Origin of the sequence: Synechococcus sp. R60.1 (assembly GCF_047461835.1) — a bacterium.
In the GTDB taxonomy this organism is placed as follows: domain Bacteria; phylum Cyanobacteriota; class Cyanobacteriia; order Thermostichales; family Thermostichaceae; genus Thermostichus.
The window spans coordinates 1-18,418 of the sequence record NZ_JANSIA010000028.1 but is presented as its reverse complement, the minus strand read 5'-3'; the positions used below and the strand labels follow the sequence as shown (position 1 = coordinate 18,418).

The window sequence follows — 18,418 nt, the reverse complement described above, 5'->3', positions numbered from 1 at the left end:
GCCAGCGGGACGGAGTCCTTACACTTGGGCTATTTCCAACCAACTTGCAGTGACCGTACTGGCGATCTCTACGGTTGGTTCTTGCAGTTACGGCTCAGGGAAAATAATGGTTTAATGGTGACTTAACAGTCGAAACTTCCTGGCCCAGGCCGGAACGCTCTCGGCAGGGCCTCTTGTCATTAGCCTGGGATCCCTTCTCCCCTTGCCTATGCTGAAAACCACTCGTCGCTTGGCTTTGCTGGCCCTGTCGGGGCTGGCAGCTCTTGTTCTCACTCCCCAAGGGGGCCTCGCCAAGCCCATTACCGTCGGCTCCAAGGACTTTACCGAGCAGTTTATTTTGGGGGAAATGTACGCCTTAGCCCTGGAGGCGGCAGGGTTCACGGTGGAGCGCAAGCTCAACCTGGGCGGAACACCGGTAGCCCATGCGGGCTTGTTGAGCGGCGAGATCGATCTCTACCCCGAGTACACCGGCACTGGCCTGCTGACAGTGCTCAAGTTGCCCAGCAGCGGCGACCCGGCAGAGGTGTACGCGACGGTGGCCCGCGAGTACGAGAGCCAGTTCCAACTGATTTGGCTGGATCCCGCCCCCCTGAACAACACCCAGGCCCTGGCCATGACCCGCGCCAGAGCGGCTGAGCTGGGCATTGCCACCATCTCGGACATGGTGGCCAAAGCGGGCGAGCTGGTGATGATCGGGCCGCCGGAGTTTCAAGCCCGCGAGGATGGCCTACCTGGGATCCAAGCCGTCTACGGTAATTTCCGGCTCAAGGCCTACAAAGCAGTGGATCCCGGCCTCCGCTACCAGGGCTTGGTCAATGGGGAAGCGGATGTGGCAGTGGCCTTCGGCACCGATGGAGAAATTGCCGCCTTTGACCTGGTGCTGCTGGAGGATGACAAGCAGCTTTTCCCCCCCTACCAGGTGGCGCCGGTGGTGCGCAAGGACACCCTAGAGGCCAACCCCGGCATTGCCGCTGCCTTAAATGCCCTTTCCCCCCTGCTGACGGACGAGGTGATGCAGCGGTTGAACTACGAGGTGAGCGGCAACCGCAAGGAGCCGGCGGAGGTGGCCAGAACTTTCTTGGTGGAAGCCGGCATTCTCAAGAAATAACCTTGCCTGTTGCATGAGGCCCTGAGGTGAGCACCGTCGAGTTCGAGCGGGTGTCGCTGCGCTTTCCCCACAGTTCCCAGCCGGCTGTGGACGAGTGCAGTTTTTCCGTGGAGTCGGGCCAGTTGGTGGTCATTTTGGGGCCTTCTGGCTGCGGCAAAACCACCCTTCTGAAAATGGTGAATCGCCTACTGGATCCCACCCAGGGGCAGATTCGCTTGGACGGGCGGGATATCCGCCAGTTTCCCATCACGGCTCTGCGGCAGCGGATCGGCTATGTTATCCAGCAATCGGGGCTGTTTCCCCACATGACGGTGGCCCAGAATGTGGCGGTAGTGCCGCGACTTTTGGGGTGGCCGAAGGAGCGCATCCGCGAGCGGGTGGACGAGCTGCTCAGCTTGGTTAATTTGCCCCCCCATGAGTACCGCCACCGCTACCCTGCCCAACTGTCGGGTGGACAACAGCAGCGGGTGGGGCTGGCGCGGGCGCTGGCCGGGGATCCAGGGCTGCTGCTGATGGACGAGCCCTTTGGGGCCATCGACGCCATTACCCGCAGCAAGCTGCAAGAGGAGATCCTGCGCCTGCAACGGCAATTGAAAAAAACCATCCTGTTCGTCTCCCACGATGTGGAAGAGGCGCTGCGCCTGGCGGATCGCATTTTGGTGATGCAGAAGGGGCGGGTGGTGCAGTTCGACACTCCCTTTCGGCTGCTCACCCAGCCGGCTACTCCCTTTGTCAGGGAACTGCTGGGGGCAGATGACATGGTACGGCAACTGAGTGTGCTGCGGGTGGAAACGGCGATGGCCGGGATCCCGCACAACCACAAAATCCAAGAGGGAGCGATGGTGAGGCCCCAGGCCACTTTGCGGCAAGCCTTGTCCCTGCTGTTGCGCACAGGGGCGGCAGCCCTGACGGTGTGGGAGGACGGGCGGGCCATCGGCGTTTTGACCTTGGATCACATTCGCAGCTTGGCCATGCTGGAGGGGGGATCCGCGTGAGCTATCTCCTCAACCACCCCGGCCTGATGTGGCAGCTCACCCAAGAGCATCTGGCGATGGTGGGGATGACCTTGGGCATGGCGGTGGTGCTGGCGGTGCCGCTGGCTCTGCTGGTTCACCACGTGCGCTGGTTGGCCCTGCCGGTCATGGGGATCCTCAGCATCCTGTACACAGTGCCCAGCCTGGCTTTGATCATTTTGTTGGTGCCCTGGCTTGGCCTCAATGCCCGCTCGGTGGTGGTGGCGATGGTGATCTACACGCAGGTGATCTTGGTGCGCCATTTTTGCGTGGGCCTGCGCTCGGTCGAGCCTGCCATCCTGGAAGCTGCCAAGGGCATGGGGATGAACCTCTGGCAACGGTGGTGGCAGGTGCAGGTGCCGCTCATGCTGCCCATTGTTTTGGCAGGGCTGCGGCTGGCGGCAATTGTGGCCATTGCCATTGCCACCGTGGGCGCCAAGTTTGGGGCAGGGGGACTGGGAACCCTGCTGTTCGATGGCATTGCCCAGGCCGGTCGCTACGACAAGATCTGGGCCGGATCCCTGGCGGTGGGATCCCTGGCCTTGCTGGTGAACACAGCCTTGCTCAGCCTGGAATGGGCGGCCCGTCGTGGCTGAGGGGGTAGACTTAAGGACTCCGTCCCGCTGGCGCGATCGGGCAGGTTTATCCTCTAGTTGTGTGGGGCGAAACTGGGTGTAGCATGGGTGAGCAACCAGGGACTCCGTCCCGCTGGCGTGAGCGGGTGAGAGATTGGTCATCCCGCGCCGATTGGGAGCTGATGGAAGCGCTCAAGGCGGGGCAACCTGCTGCTCTGGCTGCGCTCTACGATCGCTATGCCGGCTTGGTCTATGGGCTGGCCTTCAAGATCCTGGGCCACGTGGCCGAGGCAGAAGACCTGACTCAGGAGGTGTTTGTCGAGCTGTGGCGCAAGGTTGGCTGTGATCCAAGGACTCCGTCCGAGTCGCGCGAGCGGCGGGGATCCCTGAGCAGTTTTTTGTGCATCCTGACCCGCTCGCGGGCCATTGACCGTCTGCGTTCTCAGGGCAGCCACCAACTTCTTTTGAAACGCTGGCAGACCATTCCCAGCGCCGATCGCGTCAGCGGGACGGAGTCCTTTAGCAAGACTCGGTTCCCTTTTGAGCAGGTTTCCATCGAGGAGCGGCGGCAAGCGGTGCAAGCGGCCCTCAGCCAATTGCCCGAAAACCAACGGCAGATCCTGGAGTTGCTCTATTACCAAGGGTTGAGCCAGGCGGACATTGCTCGCCAATTGGGGATCCCGTTGGGGACGGTTAAGACCCGCTCTCGCCAAGCTCTCTGCAAATTGCGGGGATCCCTGCGCGCCCTTCTGGGTTTCTGCTCGCGTTAGCGGGACCGCGTCCTTTCGCGTTAGCGGGACGGAGTCCTAGGTTTGGAGTTGAGTTCTGGTGTCGGGATGGCCATGTCTGATCGCGTCAGCGGGACGGAGTCCTTTCGCGTCGGCGGGACGGAGTCCTTATCCACCTCGCCCCCTTTAACAGAGGAACGGGAAGAACTGGCCGGCTATCTGCTGGGGGACTTATCTCCTGAACAGGTGAGTGCTCTAGAGGCACGCCTAACTCAAGACCCTCGGCTGGTGGCCGAACTGCAAGCCTTGCAAGAAACCTTGGAATTGTTGCCCTACGGATTGCCAGGAGTGCTCCCGCCTGCCAGCTTGCGCGATAAGGTGATGGCAGAGGTGGGGGCTATCGGCTTACGCGAGCAGGAGATGGCAGTCCCCCTTCACTCTCCACTGCCTGCTTTTGGGGTGGGGTGGCGCTGGCTGGGAGGCTTGGTGGCGGCAATTTTGGTTCTGCTCAGCTTGGACAACTGGCGACTGCGGCAAGCTCTGCAACTGGCCCAGCTAGAATCGGTGCGGGCATTATCCCATCTCTTGCAACAGCCGGGATCCCGTCTGGTGCATTTGCAGGGGGAGGCGGGGACGGCCAACGTGCTGTTTCGCCCAGGAGACTGGCAGGAGGTTATCTTGGCCGCACGGGATCTGCCCCAACCGGTGGCGGGGGAGCGCTACTCCCTCTGGCTCAAGCTGGACAATGGCGAGTTCCTCTACTATGGCGACTTTCAGGTGGATGCCCAAGGCTCTGCCCTGGTGGCCCTACGCCCATCCCGCACGTTGCCGGCAGGTACCCGCGCCCAAGAGCTGCTGGTCGTGACCGGTTCCCGCCAACTGCCCGCTCGCGCTACTCGGACGGAGTCCTTGAAACCCCTTCTGACGGGCAAGGTGTGAGGTGAGAGGAAGGGTTGACCTGCGGAGGTTGGCTGTGCTGGTGGGGGCGCTACTGGCCCTTCTGGCCTTGTGGTGGACGGATCCCACGCCAACAACCCTAAGCCAATACGTTACTTCTTTGCAGGAGCGCACTCCTTCTCAACTCCACAACATTCGCCGAGCCGCCCAAAGCCTGGATGGGGTTTACATCATGCCTGCAGCACGCTCACGGGAACAGGCAGAAGTGATTTTTTCCTTCAACCAAGTGGTGGGGCCGCGCAGCCTGGAACGAGGCTATGTGCCCGCGCCGGTGTTTATGGTGGCCGAAACCCTGGATTCGGTTGGGGGAGGAATCTGTCAGGTGTCCTCTAGCCTTTACAATGCCGCTCTGTTGGCAGGGCTGGAGGTGGTGGAGAGGCACCCCCATTACCGGCAGGTAGAGTCGGTGCCCCCTGGCTTAGATGCCACCGTTTGGTACGGCTTGGCCGACCTCAAGCTGCGCAACCCTTTCCCCTGGCCGGTGCGCCTACGAGTTCAGATCCGCGGCCCAAACCTGATTGTGTCCGTGCTGGGACGGGGATCCCGCCACGCCCTGAGGATCCCACCCATCCGTGTAGAGCGGCACCGGCTGGATCCCCAGCATTTGCAGGTGAGCGTGTATCGGGGTAACGAGCGCCTCTCCCAAGATCGCTATGTCGTTGCTCCCTAGCCTCTCATTTTCGCCCCATTGGCCCCCTACTTCAGCGTCTCAGGAGCAGCTCCCCAGCAACCTCCACACAGGGATCCATGTTAATTTCTACACCAACATGGTTAGCGACAGGGTCGGCGACAAGCCTCAAACCCTGATTCTTCCGTTGACCCGGTCGATCCCGCTCTGGGCAAGGGTTTCAGGCCCCTCGGCGGAGAAAAATAAGGGGAAATTGCAGCCGTTCGCGCCAGCGGGACGGAGTCCTTTCGCGCCAGCGGGACGGAGTCCTTTCGCGCCAGCGGGACGGAGTCCTTAAACGAGACCCTGTCGATCTAGGCCCCTGGATCCCGCTCTGGGCAAGGGTTATAATCGGCGGAAGTCGCTTCCTTTCGGGGCAGTGGAATTAATGAAAACTCAATGGAAAATTAATCGAGCCAAGCGAATAACTATTAAAATGAAGATTATCAAATAGCAAACAAATGTAGCGATACTCGTGGTTAAAAATAGAACTCCGCCCCATTTCCGGAGGAGAGGCTCCAGAAAGTTCGTGCATGGGAGGAGACGAATAGTCCACTTTACACTGGTATCATCGCCATCGAATTGAAATAACCAGGCCCAAAGATAGAAAAAATGAGTCGCGAGGTAGAGCGCAATATCGCTCTTTCTTGATTCAAAAACGCTAATGAATGTGATCATCAAAGCTATATGCACAAATGCCCATAAAGTAAGCAGCAAAATAAGCAGCGCTCCAAACATCATTAGAAGCCAACCGGCGACTCCAAGACGCATGAGAAACAGGGCACAGACAAAAAGGATCTCCACTCCAACTAGGAGAAGTTTGGTTGGTGTATTCAGGCTTTCATGTTCTACCATATTACTTCCTTTTTTCGCGTTGTTCGTAATATGTGTCTCAGACAAGCTTAATAACTGCAGACGTGATGATCTAGATCTGATCTGGCACTTTTGGCAGGGGTAGTTGAAACGGATGATGGTCGAAGCGAATACGCTGTACTCGGTAATTTCCTGTTAATGGAACCGATCCTGAGCCGCAAGCAACTTCCACGCCACCCGGATCAACCGTTGTTCCGAATGCGATACCTTATTTTATGTAGGTTTGCGTAGCAAAAACCCTATACCTGATAAGTCACTTCCCTTTGGGGAAGCGGGATTCATGGAAACACTCAAAGCAGACGGCCCAAGCGTTGCCGCAATTCGGTGGCAGCCAGCTCTAGGTGCTCGGGGGTGTAGCCGGTGGTTTCTACTCTGACAGCGAGGTGGGTGTCCTGGCTCTCGTGGAGGTGGATCCACAGAATGTGGCGGCCATCTTCGGTTTTGCGGTTTGAGGCTTTGACGCTGTTTTTGGGGGCAGCGTAGGCGTGTGGATCGTATCGAACCAGATCCACCCAGGGAATGTCTCGCAGGAGTCTTTCCACTTTGGCCCAACTGCGGGGTCGGTGATGGCTGGCATCGCTTCGGATTTGGATGATCTGGGAGCGATCTCGGCCTGAATCGGGGAGATCTGCCCGTGGGATCCGGGGCTGAACTTGCGGCTGTAGGTAGGGCAAGTAGACCAGGGATTTGTATTGCTCATGGATGTAGCAAACCGGGACCCCCAATTGGCTGCCCACCACAGCCATGATCATGGCTTGGGCTTTGAACCCACCGGTGGCGGCAAAGGTGACGATCCCCTTGGCGCTCTCTGCCAACTGTTTCAACAGCTCGGCCATCCGCTCCAGTGAGGATCCCTCTAGCTCATAGTTGATGCCGGGAAGGGGAACCAAAGAGACCTGCTGCTGACCCAGCTCTTGCTCAAAAAAGAGCTTCAAAATCTGGGCACACTCCAATCCGTCGGGGGTTTCTGAGTGCAGCAAAATCAAGGCATCATTCGAGGTGGGATCCAGCCGCAAGTAGGTGTTGGTTTCGGCGCTGATCAGCTCCAGATCGGTTCTTTTCATCCAGGCCAGCGCTTGCTCCGGATCCCCGATGGTTTTTTGTCCCACCCAGGGGCGCTGCGGCTGCAGGTCTTTGTCAAGGTTGGTGAGCAAGGAGGTGCCCACAGTCATGATGATGGTCTGCATGATAGGCGGTTAACTCAAATTTTTCGAGGGCTCTGTTCCGCTTTGTGCTCAGAGCAGCTTGGCCTTGCGGATTCTGCCATCTTCCTTTAGATCCAGAACTTTCACCTGCACCTCTTGCCCCACCGAGAGGGATCCCGCCCGTCCGGGCTCCTTCTGGGTGAGCTTGGTGTCTGTGTCCAGAATCTGGAAGGTGACTTTGTTGCCCTTGATGTTGGTGATGGTGGCCTTCAGCTTTTGCCCGGTCTGGAAGCGGGCTTTGCGGGCCTGATGCTGGGCCTGGTCTTGTTGGTGTTGATGGTTTTGTTGTTGTCTGTCGTCCTGGGATTTGTTTCCCGCCCCTTGGGGAACGGAGTCCTTGTGACCGGAGTTGTCGTTGGGTTGGGATCCCTGAGGTGGTGGAATCTCGCCAATGGGGATCCCTCCATCCTTGTAGTAGCAAGCCAGCCGGGCTGCCCAGCCCAGGATCTGCAGCATCTCCGCCGGCCTGTCTTGCAGAGGTTGCAAGTACCTTTTGCAGGTTTCGTCAATAAGCTGATAGTATCTTCTGGTTTGTTGGGTACGGCATAGGCCAGTTTCCCGCACCAGCTCGCCGGTGAATCGGAAAAAGCGGGATCCCGCGTCAGGGTGATGGGCAACCGAGCGCAGATAGGCGATGCACTTGCTCAACTCGTTGACATCCACCCTTTCTTTGGCCAAGGTCATGGCGATGCCGTGGGCGAGATCCCAAGATTGGGGGCTGAGATCGACAGTGTCTGACAGCATGGGGGAACCCTCAGTACACTCCGGTGGGCGGCTCGCGCAGAGCAGTGGGACTCAGGATGGCGGCCAATCGCTTGAGTTGTTCGGGCAAGATGTAGCCCTGGGCAGCTTGAATTTGCTCTTGCACAAAGGCTTGGAGGCGTTTTCCTTCCAGGGTATCGGCTTCTGGGGGATCGTAGCGGCTGTAGCGATCTTTTAGGTTGCCGGGCCGCTCGATCTTGTCGAGGGTGACCTGCAGGGATCCCAGGCCCACGGGCTTACCGCCCCCCACCTTCAGCAGCATGGGATGGTTGGGATCCTGCCCCAAAACCGTGAGCAAGGTGCCCAGCTCGGCAGGGGTGAGGTTTTTGAAGTGGATTTGGGTTTTGAAAACTGTGTTTTGTATCGCTTGCTGGGTGGGCGTTCCCCTTGAACTGTCCTGCAACGCGTTTCTGTGGGTGTAGTAGAACTTGCGTCCAATGACTTTGCCGTTTTCCTTTTTAAAGTAAGCTTTGCACTGATCCGGGCGAGGACGGTACAGCGGGGGCAGGGATCCGCCACCCGATCCGGTGCCGGTGGCAATGGCATCCCTGAACTCCACCAATCCCTGCCAGTTGAGAGCACCAAAAACGCGGCTGGCCGGACAAAGCTGCTCTTTGTTGCGGCAGGGGTGCCGCTCTGGGGGGATCCGATTTCGGTACTCGCTCATCATCACCGCCAGGGTGCTGTTGGTGATCGCCTCATACATGGCCCGGATGGCCCCCTTGAGGGAGCTGCCCTGGATTTTAAGCCTTCCGTTGGGAGTGGTGGTCATGGTTTTGAGCACCGGGATCCCTTTGACTCCAACATCGCTGCCCAAGGCCAAGTGGCCGGTGGAGATGTGGACGGCAGTCTGCACCGTCAGGGTGAGAAAGAGGGTGCCGTGCAGCTTATCGGCGTGGAACTTGGCGTGGCCGGCGGGCCGCTCCAGCGTGGGGCGCTGGGTGGGAAACGGGATCAGCTCGTAGGGTTTGGGAAACACGGTTGGTTTGCCTCCAACTCGACTGCTGTTGCCGGCAGACGATCTTGCAGATGCGGCCTGGTTGGGCAATGGGCGAGGGCCTTGGGGGGTCATGGTCACCTCGGAATCAGGGCAATAAAGTGAACGCGGGCAGTTCGCTCATCTCGGAAGTAGCGCTGGCCCACCTTGAGATCTTGGGGATGGCTGAGGGGCTTGGGAAAGCGGGTTTCTCGATTTTGGGATCCGTACAGGTCGGCTGCGTGATCCTCCCACCGCCACTCTCCCGGCAGAGGGATAAAGGAGTCCGGGGGAGCTTGGATCCCCAGATACAGCAGATCCCAGCCGTGGGGGGTGCTTTTCCAGCGCAGTTCCCCTTGTTGGGAGAAAACTTGCCCCTCTGGACAGACGGGATCCGCCGGGATCCCCACCTGAATGCCGCTGACTCGATGGGGCCAGCGCAGAAAGGAGTAGGTTTTTTCAGAAGTGGAAAAACAAGCCGAGAGCACTTGGGAAAGCGAGGACTCTGCCCCATCTTGAATCTTGAGGGAGGCGACGTAGGCTGGTTTCATACGGCTTTGGCCTCCGCTTGCAGGAGTTTGGCCCAACTGTTTACGGCGGTGGCGAGCAGATGTTCCACCTTGGCCTCAGACGTCTGATCCCAGGTCAGCCGCGCCCCAAATCCCAAAGGCATTGGCTCCGCTCCCACCGGCACCGCTTGGCAATCGGGTTTGGGGAAGCCGTATTTGCCTGCCTCTTCGGGGGTTAAAAATTCGCCCGCCCCCAACAGGGATCCCTGTGGCCAGGTCAGGGGGGATCCCAGCAGTCGAATCTGCCTGTTTGCCTCATCCACCAGGCAGCCCGGATAGTCCACCACCGCCCACTCGTACTCAACCCGAACGGTGCCCATGCCGCGGGACTTGGCAAAGCCGATGCCAAACCAGCCTTCATCCAGATCCCGCAACGCCAGTCCCAGCAGACCCAGTTGGGCCAGGGTAAAGTTTTTCAGGTGGATCTTGGTTTGAAAGGATCCCTCTACGCACACTTGATACCTGAACGGCCCCACCGCCACTGAGCCGAAGACGCGGTCGATGGCCACCCCATTACGTTCCTCCAGGCGCAGAGGGGTTCCCGGCTTGGGATAGGCATCTTCGATGCGGACCCGGCTGGCGATGGCTGTGTTGCCGAACATCTGATCCGTAAAGGAAGAAAGGGCGTAAACCTGGTGGGGCTCTTCAATTTTTTCCAGCCATTGATTGGCCTTTTGGTCGAGGGGATCGCTGGCCCAGAGTTTGAAGCCTCCCCCCTCAGGACGTCTGTCGCTGCCCACCGTTCGGACGATGCGCTCCGCATGGGCGCGAATTGCCCCTTTGAGGGAGCTGCCGGGAAAATAGACCGTTCGCCCGCCGCCGTGATAGGTTTCGACGAACTCCATATCCGGCTTCGTCGGGTCAGCCCCTTCTTTGCCCGCCTTGATGAGAACAGGGCCATCGGGCTTGAGGGCGAGGCAGAGGGTGCAATGGTTAACGTAGCGTTTGTGCATAGCCTGGGATCCTTCACACCAGAACAGGAGCTTTTGGTTGAGGGGCTTGGGGCGGCAAGCAGTCTGTCCAGTTTGTCAACCGATAGGGGTGGAAAACGCTGACCGTATCGCCAACCGTTGTAGAGTCCATGAAGACCATCGGGATCCCTCCTGACATGAAATAGGGCTAGCGGCGGGGGCCGACCGATTGCCGTTGAGAGGCCGTTGTTAATTTGGCAACCAGGGCTTCCACCCAGTCTTGGCGCAAAGCGGCAGCCTGCTCCGGGCTGAGCGGCTGTCGGGATCCGGCCACCAGCTCTTGAAGGTAGGCCAGCAGCCGTCTTGGATCCCCTTCCGAGTCGAACCAATAGATTGCCGAGATCTGCAGGCGGACAACCCCCAAGCCACGGGAGCGCCCCCCTCCCAGGGGGATCTGTTCCGTTTCCAATTGGTGCAAGCCAATGGCCAAGAGGCCCAGTTCCCATTCCTCGGCATTTTCGACGACGGCATGAAACCGGAAGGGGGTGCTGGCAGGCACCACTTGCAAGTCGTACAGCTTGCCATCTGCCGCCGTTTCCGTATCCCGATCGATGGCCACGCCATCCCGCTCTTGGTACTGGCCAAACCAGGCTTCCGGCACCACGGGCAAATCTCGGATCTGCACCTTGCCGGCCAACCAAGGGGATCCAAACACCTGCGAGACCCAGTCGGTGGCCTCAATGAGCTTTTGAGTCAGAGCCGCATCGTCCCCTTTGTAGTCATTTTTAATTTGGTTGATGATCTGAAATTGCTCGCTGCTGGTCAATTCGCCGGGATCCCTGGCCAGCTCTGGGTTGATGCCCCGCAAGAAACTTTCCAGGCGAGAGCGCATCGCCCCCTTCAAACTGGAGCCGGGAATGAGCGGACGGCCCAGCGCATCCTTGAGAACCGGCAAATCCGAGCCGATGGGTTCGGTGGAGCGGCCCACCCCGATGTGCAGAGCGGTCACGGTGGTGAGGGTGCCGGTGATTTCCAAGCGGTTTTTGAAAACGTCGAACATTGTTCCCTCAAATGGCTGCTCAAGTTAAGGCTTGTACTGCAGAGGTTTGCCATTCCCGAAGCGAGACGGAGCCCTTAATAAAACTCAAGAGGATCCCTAGGATCTGAGCAATTTCTGAGATAAAGTACTCCCTGTCATCGATAAAGAGTTGGTCACCCTCGAGTTTTGCAAATCGCCAGTTGGTTCCTGAGGTTACTGCTCCATAGACACTGTCTACTTGAGAATTGGAGTTCTTGTTAAAGACCTGTGCCCCCACCATACCGGCAACGCACTGGCCCAGACCCCCGATCAAGTCTTCTTTTTTGGCCTCAACGATAATCACCACCGGATCTTGAATGTAGAGTTGGAGAGGGGATAGGCAAATGATGTAGTCGCATAGGCCCACCAGCCCCCTCTCGGGATCCACGTTGAATTCCTTGCCGGAAAACAGCGAGATTTGATCCCGACATAGGTACTTCACCTCTCCCAGCACAGGGGCGATGATAAACTCGGAGCGGGCCTTTTCGCTGTTGACCGAGGTGGCCAAGCCGAGATAGCGATCTAGGGTTATTTTCAAGTAATCGGAGCACTCAGTCGGTGGAACCTCCGCAAGCAGGCCATGGATGATTCTTGACCTGAGCTGAAAGGTCGAAATGGCTCTCTCAAGGGTAAAACTGCTGTAGGTCACGGTCTAGGATCCTCCTCCCTCTCGCTTGTACTTGAGGTAGCGGGCCCCATAGCCCAGGTAGCGCCGAATCAAGTCAATTTTGATCTCGTTGACTTTGGGGGATGCTCTTTCAATTCCGGCTTCCCTGGCGATGGCTATAGCCCTTTGATGAATCCAGTTGTCGATGTCTTTGATGATGGCTTCTGCCAAAGAGTCTTTGCCCCGCCCCCACTTGTCATCGCGCCCCACCTGGTAGCGCAAAAAGTTCTTGATCACCTCTGAGCTTTCGGTGGAAGCTGCCACGTGCAATAGGTTGCGATATTGGGCCTCTTCCAATCTGTTGAGACCTCTGAAGTTATCCAAGGCGGCTTGAATTCTGGCGACCAGATCATCTTCGGCCAGCCGGATTTGCCGTTGGATCTTGAGCTCTTGTTCCGATGTGATCTCGCTGGTGGCGAAGGTCATAGCGGGTTCTCCCAGAAATGATGATGGAACGGACTGCAAACTTCGATTTGGCCGAATCCTTCAGCAGTGCGTTCGCCAATCCCCCAGTATTCCATCTCCGCCAAAATCGGGATCCAACGCTCCAGTTGCGTGGTGCTCAGCAGAAAGACGCTGCCCTGCGTGGTTACCAATTCTACATCTTTGAACAGACCCCAGGCAGCGTTCCAGCCGGAGACATAGGCGTAGCTGCTGAAGGCCAGCTCCAAAGCCAGGGATCCATCTTCGCAGTTGGCCTCTTCCTGGAGCATCTGGGGGGTGAGCACGGTGGTGCGTTGCCAGCGCTCTTTGAGAATGGCCCCCGACTGCAGCCCAATGGAGAAATACTGCCGCTCCGGCAGAAGGGGCTGCCAGGGATCCCCGAACACCTGCCATTGTTGCCAGCGCTGCCGCAGCTTTTGGTTGAAGGCTTCCACCCGCTGGGCCAGGGAAGGCCGGGGAGCAGCCAGACGCCGAGCCGTGACGTTGACCCGGCCCAATCCCCGCGACACCCCTCCTCCCAAGCGCAGCAGGTGGGCGTGGGCGTTGAGGTAGCGGGTGAGGGTCTCGGCCAGCTTGGGATCCCGCAGGTAGATGTAGCCGCTGAAAAGGGAGCGCTCCAGATGCCCATTGGGGCGGGCTTTGCCCTCGTTCATCACCTCTAGGCTGTAGAGGATTTGGTCGGCAGCAGTGGCGCGGCGACGGTTGATCCCCACCCGCGTGAGCAGGCGTTTGGACACAGCAGCTCGTTCGTAGCGGGGCCCCAGGTCAGACTCCTGCTGGCTGTAGAACCCCCCGAAGGGCTCCACTCTTCCCCCGGAACCGTCCGGCTCTGTGGGATCGAACGGGATCCCCAGCCGCTGTGAGCAGAAGCGATCCAGGAGCGTGTCGAACACCCCCGTTTTGCCCGCCTCTGAGCGGAAGCCGGGATTGTTTTTCGAGCTGAAGGCCGTGGCCGGCAAGACCTTGCTGCCGGATCCCGGATAGGCGTGGGTAAACACAGCAGGCCGAGCTGCCGTAAACAGGGCGGCCAAATCTCCTTCCAGCGCCTCGGCAGGGCGATGTTGGGTTTGGCTGAGCATGAGGTCGGCCAGAGCACCGCGAATCACGCTGCCGGGAATGTAATCCTGGGCCTCGCTGATGGAGCCGCCCGGCTTTTGCCGACCGATGGCCAAGGGAGACTGAGCCGTTAGGGTGAGTTGAATGGCTTCCATCAGCTCCCTCCCTGGGCCAAGAAAGCCCAATCGGCTGCGGTGGGCTGGAGAGCCTGCAGGGATCCAGGATCCCAGTGCAGCCAGCCCAAACCTGCGGATTTGCTGCCCCCCAGCGCGATCAGGTGGTGCAGGGCCGCCAACAGGAGAGTTTTGCCCCAGGAAGGGCAATCGGGCAAAAGCTGCAGGGATCCGGAAAAAGTCAGCTCAGCCGCGGGAGAGGTCTCAATGAGGTAGAGCCGCTGATCCTCGGCGGTGCGGCGGCGGCGGTTGAGGGTGACCCCAGGGCGAAGGGTTGGTTCCAGAGCTGCTGGCGGCACCTCGCAGACGAGATCCTCCACCCACAGGCGGGCAGGCAGGGCCGGATTGCCGAATATCTGGCAGACCAGACAATGGGATCCGGCGTAGCCCTCCACCTGGTATTCGGGGCGGTGGAAATTTCCTGCGCTGCCCTCCCGCTGCGGACACATGCGCTCTGGGTCGGGAGAGCGGCAAATGGCCCAGCCCAGGCCACGGGCCAGTTTCTCGCACTCGTGGCGCAGCCGCCCCTTCAGTTGGGAGCCGGGAATGATCAGCCTGCCAAAGGCATCTTTGAGCAGGGGCTTATCCGCCAGGGAGCCGCTGGAGCCGCCGGCTCCCACCGCCAGGGCAGAGGCGAGGGTGGCCCTCAAAGGGATAGAGGTGATCGTTCGCCCCGCTTGGGGCAGCTCTGCCAGTCTCACCATCACTCCACCTCCGCCAGAACGGGCCGACCCTCGGCCTGGGGCTGTTTTTGCACAAAGGCGTACAAATCCACCAGATCCCGCCAGATGGTTTCATAGGTTGGTGTTGACGAGGATACCTGTGGCTCAACATACATCCAGGGGGGAAGGTGGCCGTCGTTGGTTTTGGCCTTGCACCAGGTGCGCTCAAAAGCCTCCATCAGCGGCTGCCCCTTTTTGCCCAGGCGGCTGCGGAAATAGAGATAGTTGAGGGTGGCGGTGCGTTTGCCTTTTTCCAAGAAGCTGCGAATCTGATAAAGCTGGGAGCGAGGAAAATTGGCCTCCTGCAGGGCTTGTACCGTTCTCAGCAACCCGTGGATTTCCGGGACGGTATAGGGGCCGGCGTAGAGCTTGAGGGTGTGGCTGTTCTGGCGGATCTCCAGAGCTTCCCGACGAAAATCCTGGATGCTGGAGACAACCAGGGCGACCGACTTCAACGAGAGAAAGTCGATGGTGGCCACAGAGCAGTCCTTGTCTTTGGGCTTCAGCTTTTTCGCGTAGCTCTTGGCGGATTTCAACAGTTGTTCGGTGAGCTTTTCGGCGTAGTAAATGGGGGTGTCTTCCGAGGCGATCAGCACCCCCACCGAGGCGGAGAGCCGACAGAGCTTCCGATCTGCCGCCGGGTAGCGGTGAGGCACCTTGCCGGAAGATTGAGCTGCATAGGTTGCCGAGGTGTCCAGCAGGAGCTGCTCAAACTGCTCACAGAAGGTGGCGGCAATTTCCAGGGCTTTGTGGGCAGGCACCACCACCAACACATCGTCTCCGCCGATGGTCAGGATCTCGAAGGGGTGGATCCACTCGCCGTTGCGGTCTCTGCCGGTTTCCGGATCTGGGGATAGGCCGTGCAGCCGATGGGCCTGCAGGTGCTGGGCGAGGGCGTGGTAAACGGCTTTTTCCGTTGCCTCGGAAACATCCCGGCTAAATTGTCGGTAGGCTTCTGGGGTTTGGATCTGCTGCACATAGCCCCCCATGTCGTTGCCATCGGCGTAAAGGTAAGCCACAAAGCCCTGGCTGCCCAGGCTGGCGTTGGCCACTTCCCGTAGAGATTGGGCCTCGCCGATCCCCTGGACAGATCCCTGATGGGGCTGCAAATAGCGCTCCCGGTAGGGCTCGCCGGCGGGAGAGTTGAGAAAGCGGGCAAATCGCGTTACCCAGCTTTCCACAAAGCCGGGATCCCAGGTGGGGAACTTGCGGAACCACCCTTGCTTGCCTGTTTCAATGCGCTTGGCCTGGCGACCCACCAGGGCTTTGCGAGCGGTGGCTTCCGAGAGCCAGGGCTGATCGACCAGGTCGGCTTTGGCGATGGCAGGGCGACGGTCGGTGCTGTCGCGGCGCAGGTAGGGATGGGTTTCAAAAAAGGCGGGATGGGCGCGGCTGGGGCGACCGGGATCCGGATTGCCGTTGCGGCGGTGGTTGAAGCGGGCGGCCAGGTAACCCACCAACTCGTTGAAACTTTTGCGGTCTTGAAATCTGGCTTCGCTGCCATCCCCAAAATAGGCTCTCACCAGGGGATGGGTTTTGTGTTGCGCCAGCCAATCCAGCCAGGGGGTGCGTTCGATGGGATCCCGCAACAGGCCGTAGCGCAGTTCCAGCAGCCGAAAGGCGGATCCCACGGCGCAGGCGTTAGCGGTGAGGGTTTCTTCGGTGTAGCGCCGCTCGATGGCCTCACAGAGATCGTCCACATGGGCCGCCGGGCAAAAGGCCAGGAGATTGCCCCCGGTGGAGTAGATGATGAGCTCCGGGATCAGGGCTTGCGCCAAAGCCGGGTAGTGCTGCTGCAGCCAAGGCCGGATCTGCTCGGCCACATAGGCCCTCAGCTCTGCTTGAGACTCTTTCCCCAAACCTTCCCATCCCAGGTAGGTTTGCTCGGGATCCCCGAAAAAGGCGGGTAGATCCACCAGGTTAATGCGATCCAACAAAGCGGAGGCCCCGCGGATTTCCGACAGCTTGGCCGACTCGAAGACATAGCTCTTGATCTTGGTGGCCCCCCCGTAAACCAAGCCGATGCGGGTTGTCTGCTGCCACAGCTCCGGGTAGCGGGATTGCAGCTCCGCCGGGGTTCTGGGAAAGGTCTTCGCCGCCATGCTCTCCTGAAATTGGCGCACCTGAGCCAAAATGGGCCGTAGCTCTTCTGGGATCCCGGCCTCGTTGTCGGCGCGAACGGCGGCCCGCATCTGCTGCAAGGTCTCCAGGGCAAACTGGGGATCCCGCTGTTCTCCCCACGCCAGGCACCAGGCCAAGGCAACAGGAACGGGAGAGGGAGCAGAAGTAGGGGTCATGAGCAGCACCTGCGAAATGCGAAAAAGGAAGACAAGTCTTGGACAGGGCTTCCATCGGCTGCGACGGACAGATCCCTAAAGGCTGGGGGCAATTGGCCTCGATTTTTAATCCTTCGCGGAAGACCAAAGCCCTTCAAAAAAGGGTTTGCCGGTTGGGTGGGTAACCAATCGAATCAAGCCGAGAGATGCCATTGAGGTTACCGATTGTTTCAGCCATATCCGATAAACGCTCTCGCCTCATGGTTTTCAGTCCTCTAGATTGCTAGCAGTATAGATCGAGTGCGATGGGTTGCAGACGATTTCAAGGCTTTCTTCAGATTGTGAGATTTTTTCTGCCTGTACAACGGGCAATTCGAGAGTAAACCCAATAAGAAGGGATCCCTTCTAAAATTTTCTCAATGGAAAGTTGGGTTTTGTGTGTTGCTGTGGACTGGGAATGGGCTGTGCCTATGCTGAGTTTCTCAGAGCCATCTGCTGATAGAGAAGCGAACGGCAAGTGGCCGACGGGATCCGAGTTGGTGGGGATCACCTTGGAAGTTCAGGCTCCTCGGTCTTACCTGCTGGATCCCCACTATGCCAAAGGGCTGCACGCCTGGTTCTTGAGCCAGGTGCAAGAGACAGACCCGCAGCTATCGGCCTATTTGCACGATGGAGAATCGGAGAAACCTTTTACCCTCTCCCGGCTGATGGGGCCGTTCCGCGAGCAGGGGGGGCGACCGCTGATCCCGCCTCATCTCCCCTTCCGCTGGTGGATCACCGGCCTCAACCCGCCGGTGGTGGAGTGGCTGCGAGGGTGGTGCCAACGGCTGCCCACCTGGCTGGAATTGCGGGGATCCCCGCTGCAGATCCTGGGATGGCAGATCTCGATCCCCCCGCGCACCTATCGTCAACTGTTGGAGCAGCCTCTTTCCCCCCGCTCCTGGAGCCTTTCCTTCGTCTCGCCCACCAGCTTTCGCCACCGGGGCCACCATCTGCCGCTGCCGATCCCTCGCAACCTGTTCCACAGCTATCTGCGCCGTTGGAACGATTTTTCCGGTCTGCCCATCGAGGCGGAGCCTTTTCTGGATTGGGTGGATGGGGAAGTGATCATCCAGCGGCACCGTCTGGAATCGGTCAAAACCACCGCAGGTCGCCAGGGATCCGTGACGGGATTCATCGGCTGTGTGCAGTTGGCTGTCTCCTCCCGTGCGCCTGAGCTGTTGCAGCAGCAGCTCCAAGCCCTGATCCACCTTGCCCCCTACTGCGGCACCGGCCACAAAACCCCCTTTGGGCTAGGGCAAACCCGCCTGGGTTGGTTGGCCGAAGAGCTACCCGCCTCCCCTGTCCCTTCCCGGGAAGAGCAGGTGGCCCAGCGGATCGAGGAGCTGAGCGCCCTCTTTCTCAGCCAGCGGCAACGACAAGGGGGATCCCGCGCCGAAAAAACTGCCCAACTGTGGGCGACGATCCTGGCCCGCCGCGAAGGTGGAGAGAGCTTACAACAGATCGCCGCTGATTTGGAGATGCCCTACGAGACGGTGAAGACCTATGCCAAGCTGGCCCGCCGCTCTCTCCAGTCTGGATCCCAGGACTACTCGTCGAGCAGTCTTCCCTAGATGACTTGAGGTACTTTGTTGAGCCTGATACATTCACGCTGAACT

At 59.3% G+C, this 18,418-nt stretch carries 18 protein-coding genes; 7 read left to right on the top strand and 11 right to left on the bottom strand.

Annotated features, from left to right (window positions below):
• The first annotated feature begins 208 nt into the window (after positions 1-208).
• From NW834_RS05770 to NW834_RS05745, 6 genes are all read left to right on the top strand, one after another.
• Positions 209-1,108, top strand: a complete 900-nt coding sequence (locus NW834_RS05770) for a glycine betaine ABC transporter substrate-binding protein (RefSeq protein ID WP_414351318.1) — start codon at positions 209-211, stop codon at positions 1,106-1,108.
• Positions 1,109-1,134: 26 nt separating this feature from the next.
• Positions 1,135-2,103 (top strand): ABC transporter ATP-binding protein, encoded by a 969-nt coding sequence (locus NW834_RS05765; protein ID WP_414351320.1) that lies wholly within the window; start codon positions 1,135-1,137, stop codon positions 2,101-2,103.
• Positions 2,100-2,717: an ABC transporter permease gene (locus NW834_RS05760; RefSeq protein WP_414344038.1), complete on the top strand. Its 618-nt coding sequence runs from the start codon at positions 2,100-2,102 to the stop codon at positions 2,715-2,717. The genes NW834_RS05765 and NW834_RS05760 overlap by 4 nt, the downstream gene beginning before the upstream one ends.
• Positions 2,718-2,800: 83 nt before the next feature.
• Positions 2,801-3,466 carry a sigma-70 family RNA polymerase sigma factor gene (locus NW834_RS05755; protein WP_414418643.1) on the top strand — a complete coding sequence of 222 codons (666 nt, stop codon included), beginning with the start codon at positions 2,801-2,803 and terminating at the stop codon, positions 3,464-3,466.
• A 72-nt stretch (positions 3,467-3,538) separates the two neighbouring features.
• Positions 3,539-4,363, top strand: coding sequence for an anti-sigma factor domain-containing protein (locus NW834_RS05750; protein WP_414351323.1), 825 nt, complete (start codon positions 3,539-3,541; stop codon positions 4,361-4,363).
• A gap of 1 nt (position 4,364) precedes the next feature.
• Complete coding sequence (locus NW834_RS05745) at positions 4,365-5,051, top strand: VanW family protein (protein ID WP_414418644.1); 687 nt, start codon at positions 4,365-4,367, stop codon at positions 5,049-5,051.
• A gap of 1,160 nt (positions 5,052-6,211) precedes the next feature.
• Here NW834_RS05745 and NW834_RS05740 read toward each other — a convergent pair.
• From NW834_RS05740 to cas10, 11 genes are all read right to left on the bottom strand, one after another.
• Positions 6,212-7,093, bottom strand: a complete 882-nt coding sequence (locus NW834_RS05740) for a putative CRISPR-associated protein (protein ID WP_414426253.1) — start codon at positions 7,091-7,093, stop codon at positions 6,212-6,214.
• Positions 7,094-7,156: 63 nt separating this feature from the next.
• Positions 7,157-7,870 carry a hypothetical protein gene (locus tag NW834_RS05735; RefSeq protein WP_414418549.1) on the bottom strand — a complete coding sequence of 238 codons (714 nt, stop codon included), beginning with the start codon at positions 7,868-7,870 and terminating at the stop codon, positions 7,157-7,159.
• A gap of 10 nt (positions 7,871-7,880) precedes the next feature.
• The gene (locus NW834_RS05730) at positions 7,881-8,867 is read right to left on the bottom strand and encodes an RAMP superfamily CRISPR-associated protein (protein WP_414418548.1); all 987 of its coding nucleotides are present in this window, start codon (positions 8,865-8,867) and stop codon (positions 7,881-7,883) included.
• Positions 8,868-8,962: 95 nt separating this feature from the next.
• Complete coding sequence (locus NW834_RS05725) at positions 8,963-9,415, bottom strand: hypothetical protein (RefSeq protein WP_011432237.1); 453 nt, start codon at positions 9,413-9,415, stop codon at positions 8,963-8,965.
• A complete protein-coding gene (locus NW834_RS05720) occupies positions 9,412-10,386 on the bottom strand; it encodes an RAMP superfamily CRISPR-associated protein (RefSeq protein WP_414412700.1) in 975 nt (324 codons plus the stop codon). Before NW834_RS05720 ends, NW834_RS05725 begins: the two co-directional genes overlap by 4 nt.
• Before the next feature lie 166 nt (positions 10,387-10,552).
• Positions 10,553-11,404: a CRISPR-associated RAMP protein Csx7 gene (gene csx7, locus NW834_RS05715; RefSeq protein WP_011432239.1), complete on the bottom strand. Its 852-nt coding sequence runs from the start codon at positions 11,402-11,404 to the stop codon at positions 10,553-10,555.
• Positions 11,405-11,423: 19 nt separating this feature from the next.
• Positions 11,424-11,960 carry a hypothetical protein gene (locus NW834_RS05710; RefSeq protein WP_148202689.1) on the bottom strand — a complete coding sequence of 179 codons (537 nt, stop codon included), beginning with the start codon at positions 11,958-11,960 and terminating at the stop codon, positions 11,424-11,426.
• A 114-nt stretch (positions 11,961-12,074) separates the two neighbouring features.
• A complete protein-coding gene (locus tag NW834_RS05705; RefSeq protein ID WP_414344023.1) occupies positions 12,075-12,515 on the bottom strand; it encodes a hypothetical protein in 441 nt (146 codons plus the stop codon).
• Positions 12,512-13,744 (bottom strand): CRISPR-associated RAMP protein Csx10, encoded by a 1,233-nt coding sequence (gene csx10 / locus NW834_RS05700; RefSeq protein WP_414412699.1) that lies wholly within the window; start codon positions 13,742-13,744, stop codon positions 12,512-12,514. Before csx10 ends, NW834_RS05705 begins: the two co-directional genes overlap by 4 nt.
• Complete coding sequence (locus NW834_RS05695; protein ID WP_011432243.1) at positions 13,744-14,466, bottom strand: RAMP superfamily CRISPR-associated protein; 723 nt, start codon at positions 14,464-14,466, stop codon at positions 13,744-13,746. The genes csx10 and NW834_RS05695 overlap by 1 nt, the downstream gene beginning before the upstream one ends.
• Positions 14,466-16,781, bottom strand: a complete 2,316-nt coding sequence (gene cas10 / locus NW834_RS05690; protein ID WP_414329364.1) for a type III-B CRISPR-associated protein Cas10/Cmr2 — start codon at positions 16,779-16,781, stop codon at positions 14,466-14,468. Before cas10 ends, NW834_RS05695 begins: the two co-directional genes overlap by 1 nt.
• Positions 16,782-17,230: 449 nt before the next feature.
• Here cas10 and cas6 point away from each other — a divergent pair, with 449 nt between their 5' ends.
• Entirely contained in the window at positions 17,231-18,373 is a 1,143-nt protein-coding gene (gene cas6, locus NW834_RS05685; protein ID WP_041437102.1) for a CRISPR-associated endoribonuclease Cas6, read from the top strand.
• The last annotated feature ends 45 nt before the right edge of the window (positions 18,374-18,418 follow it).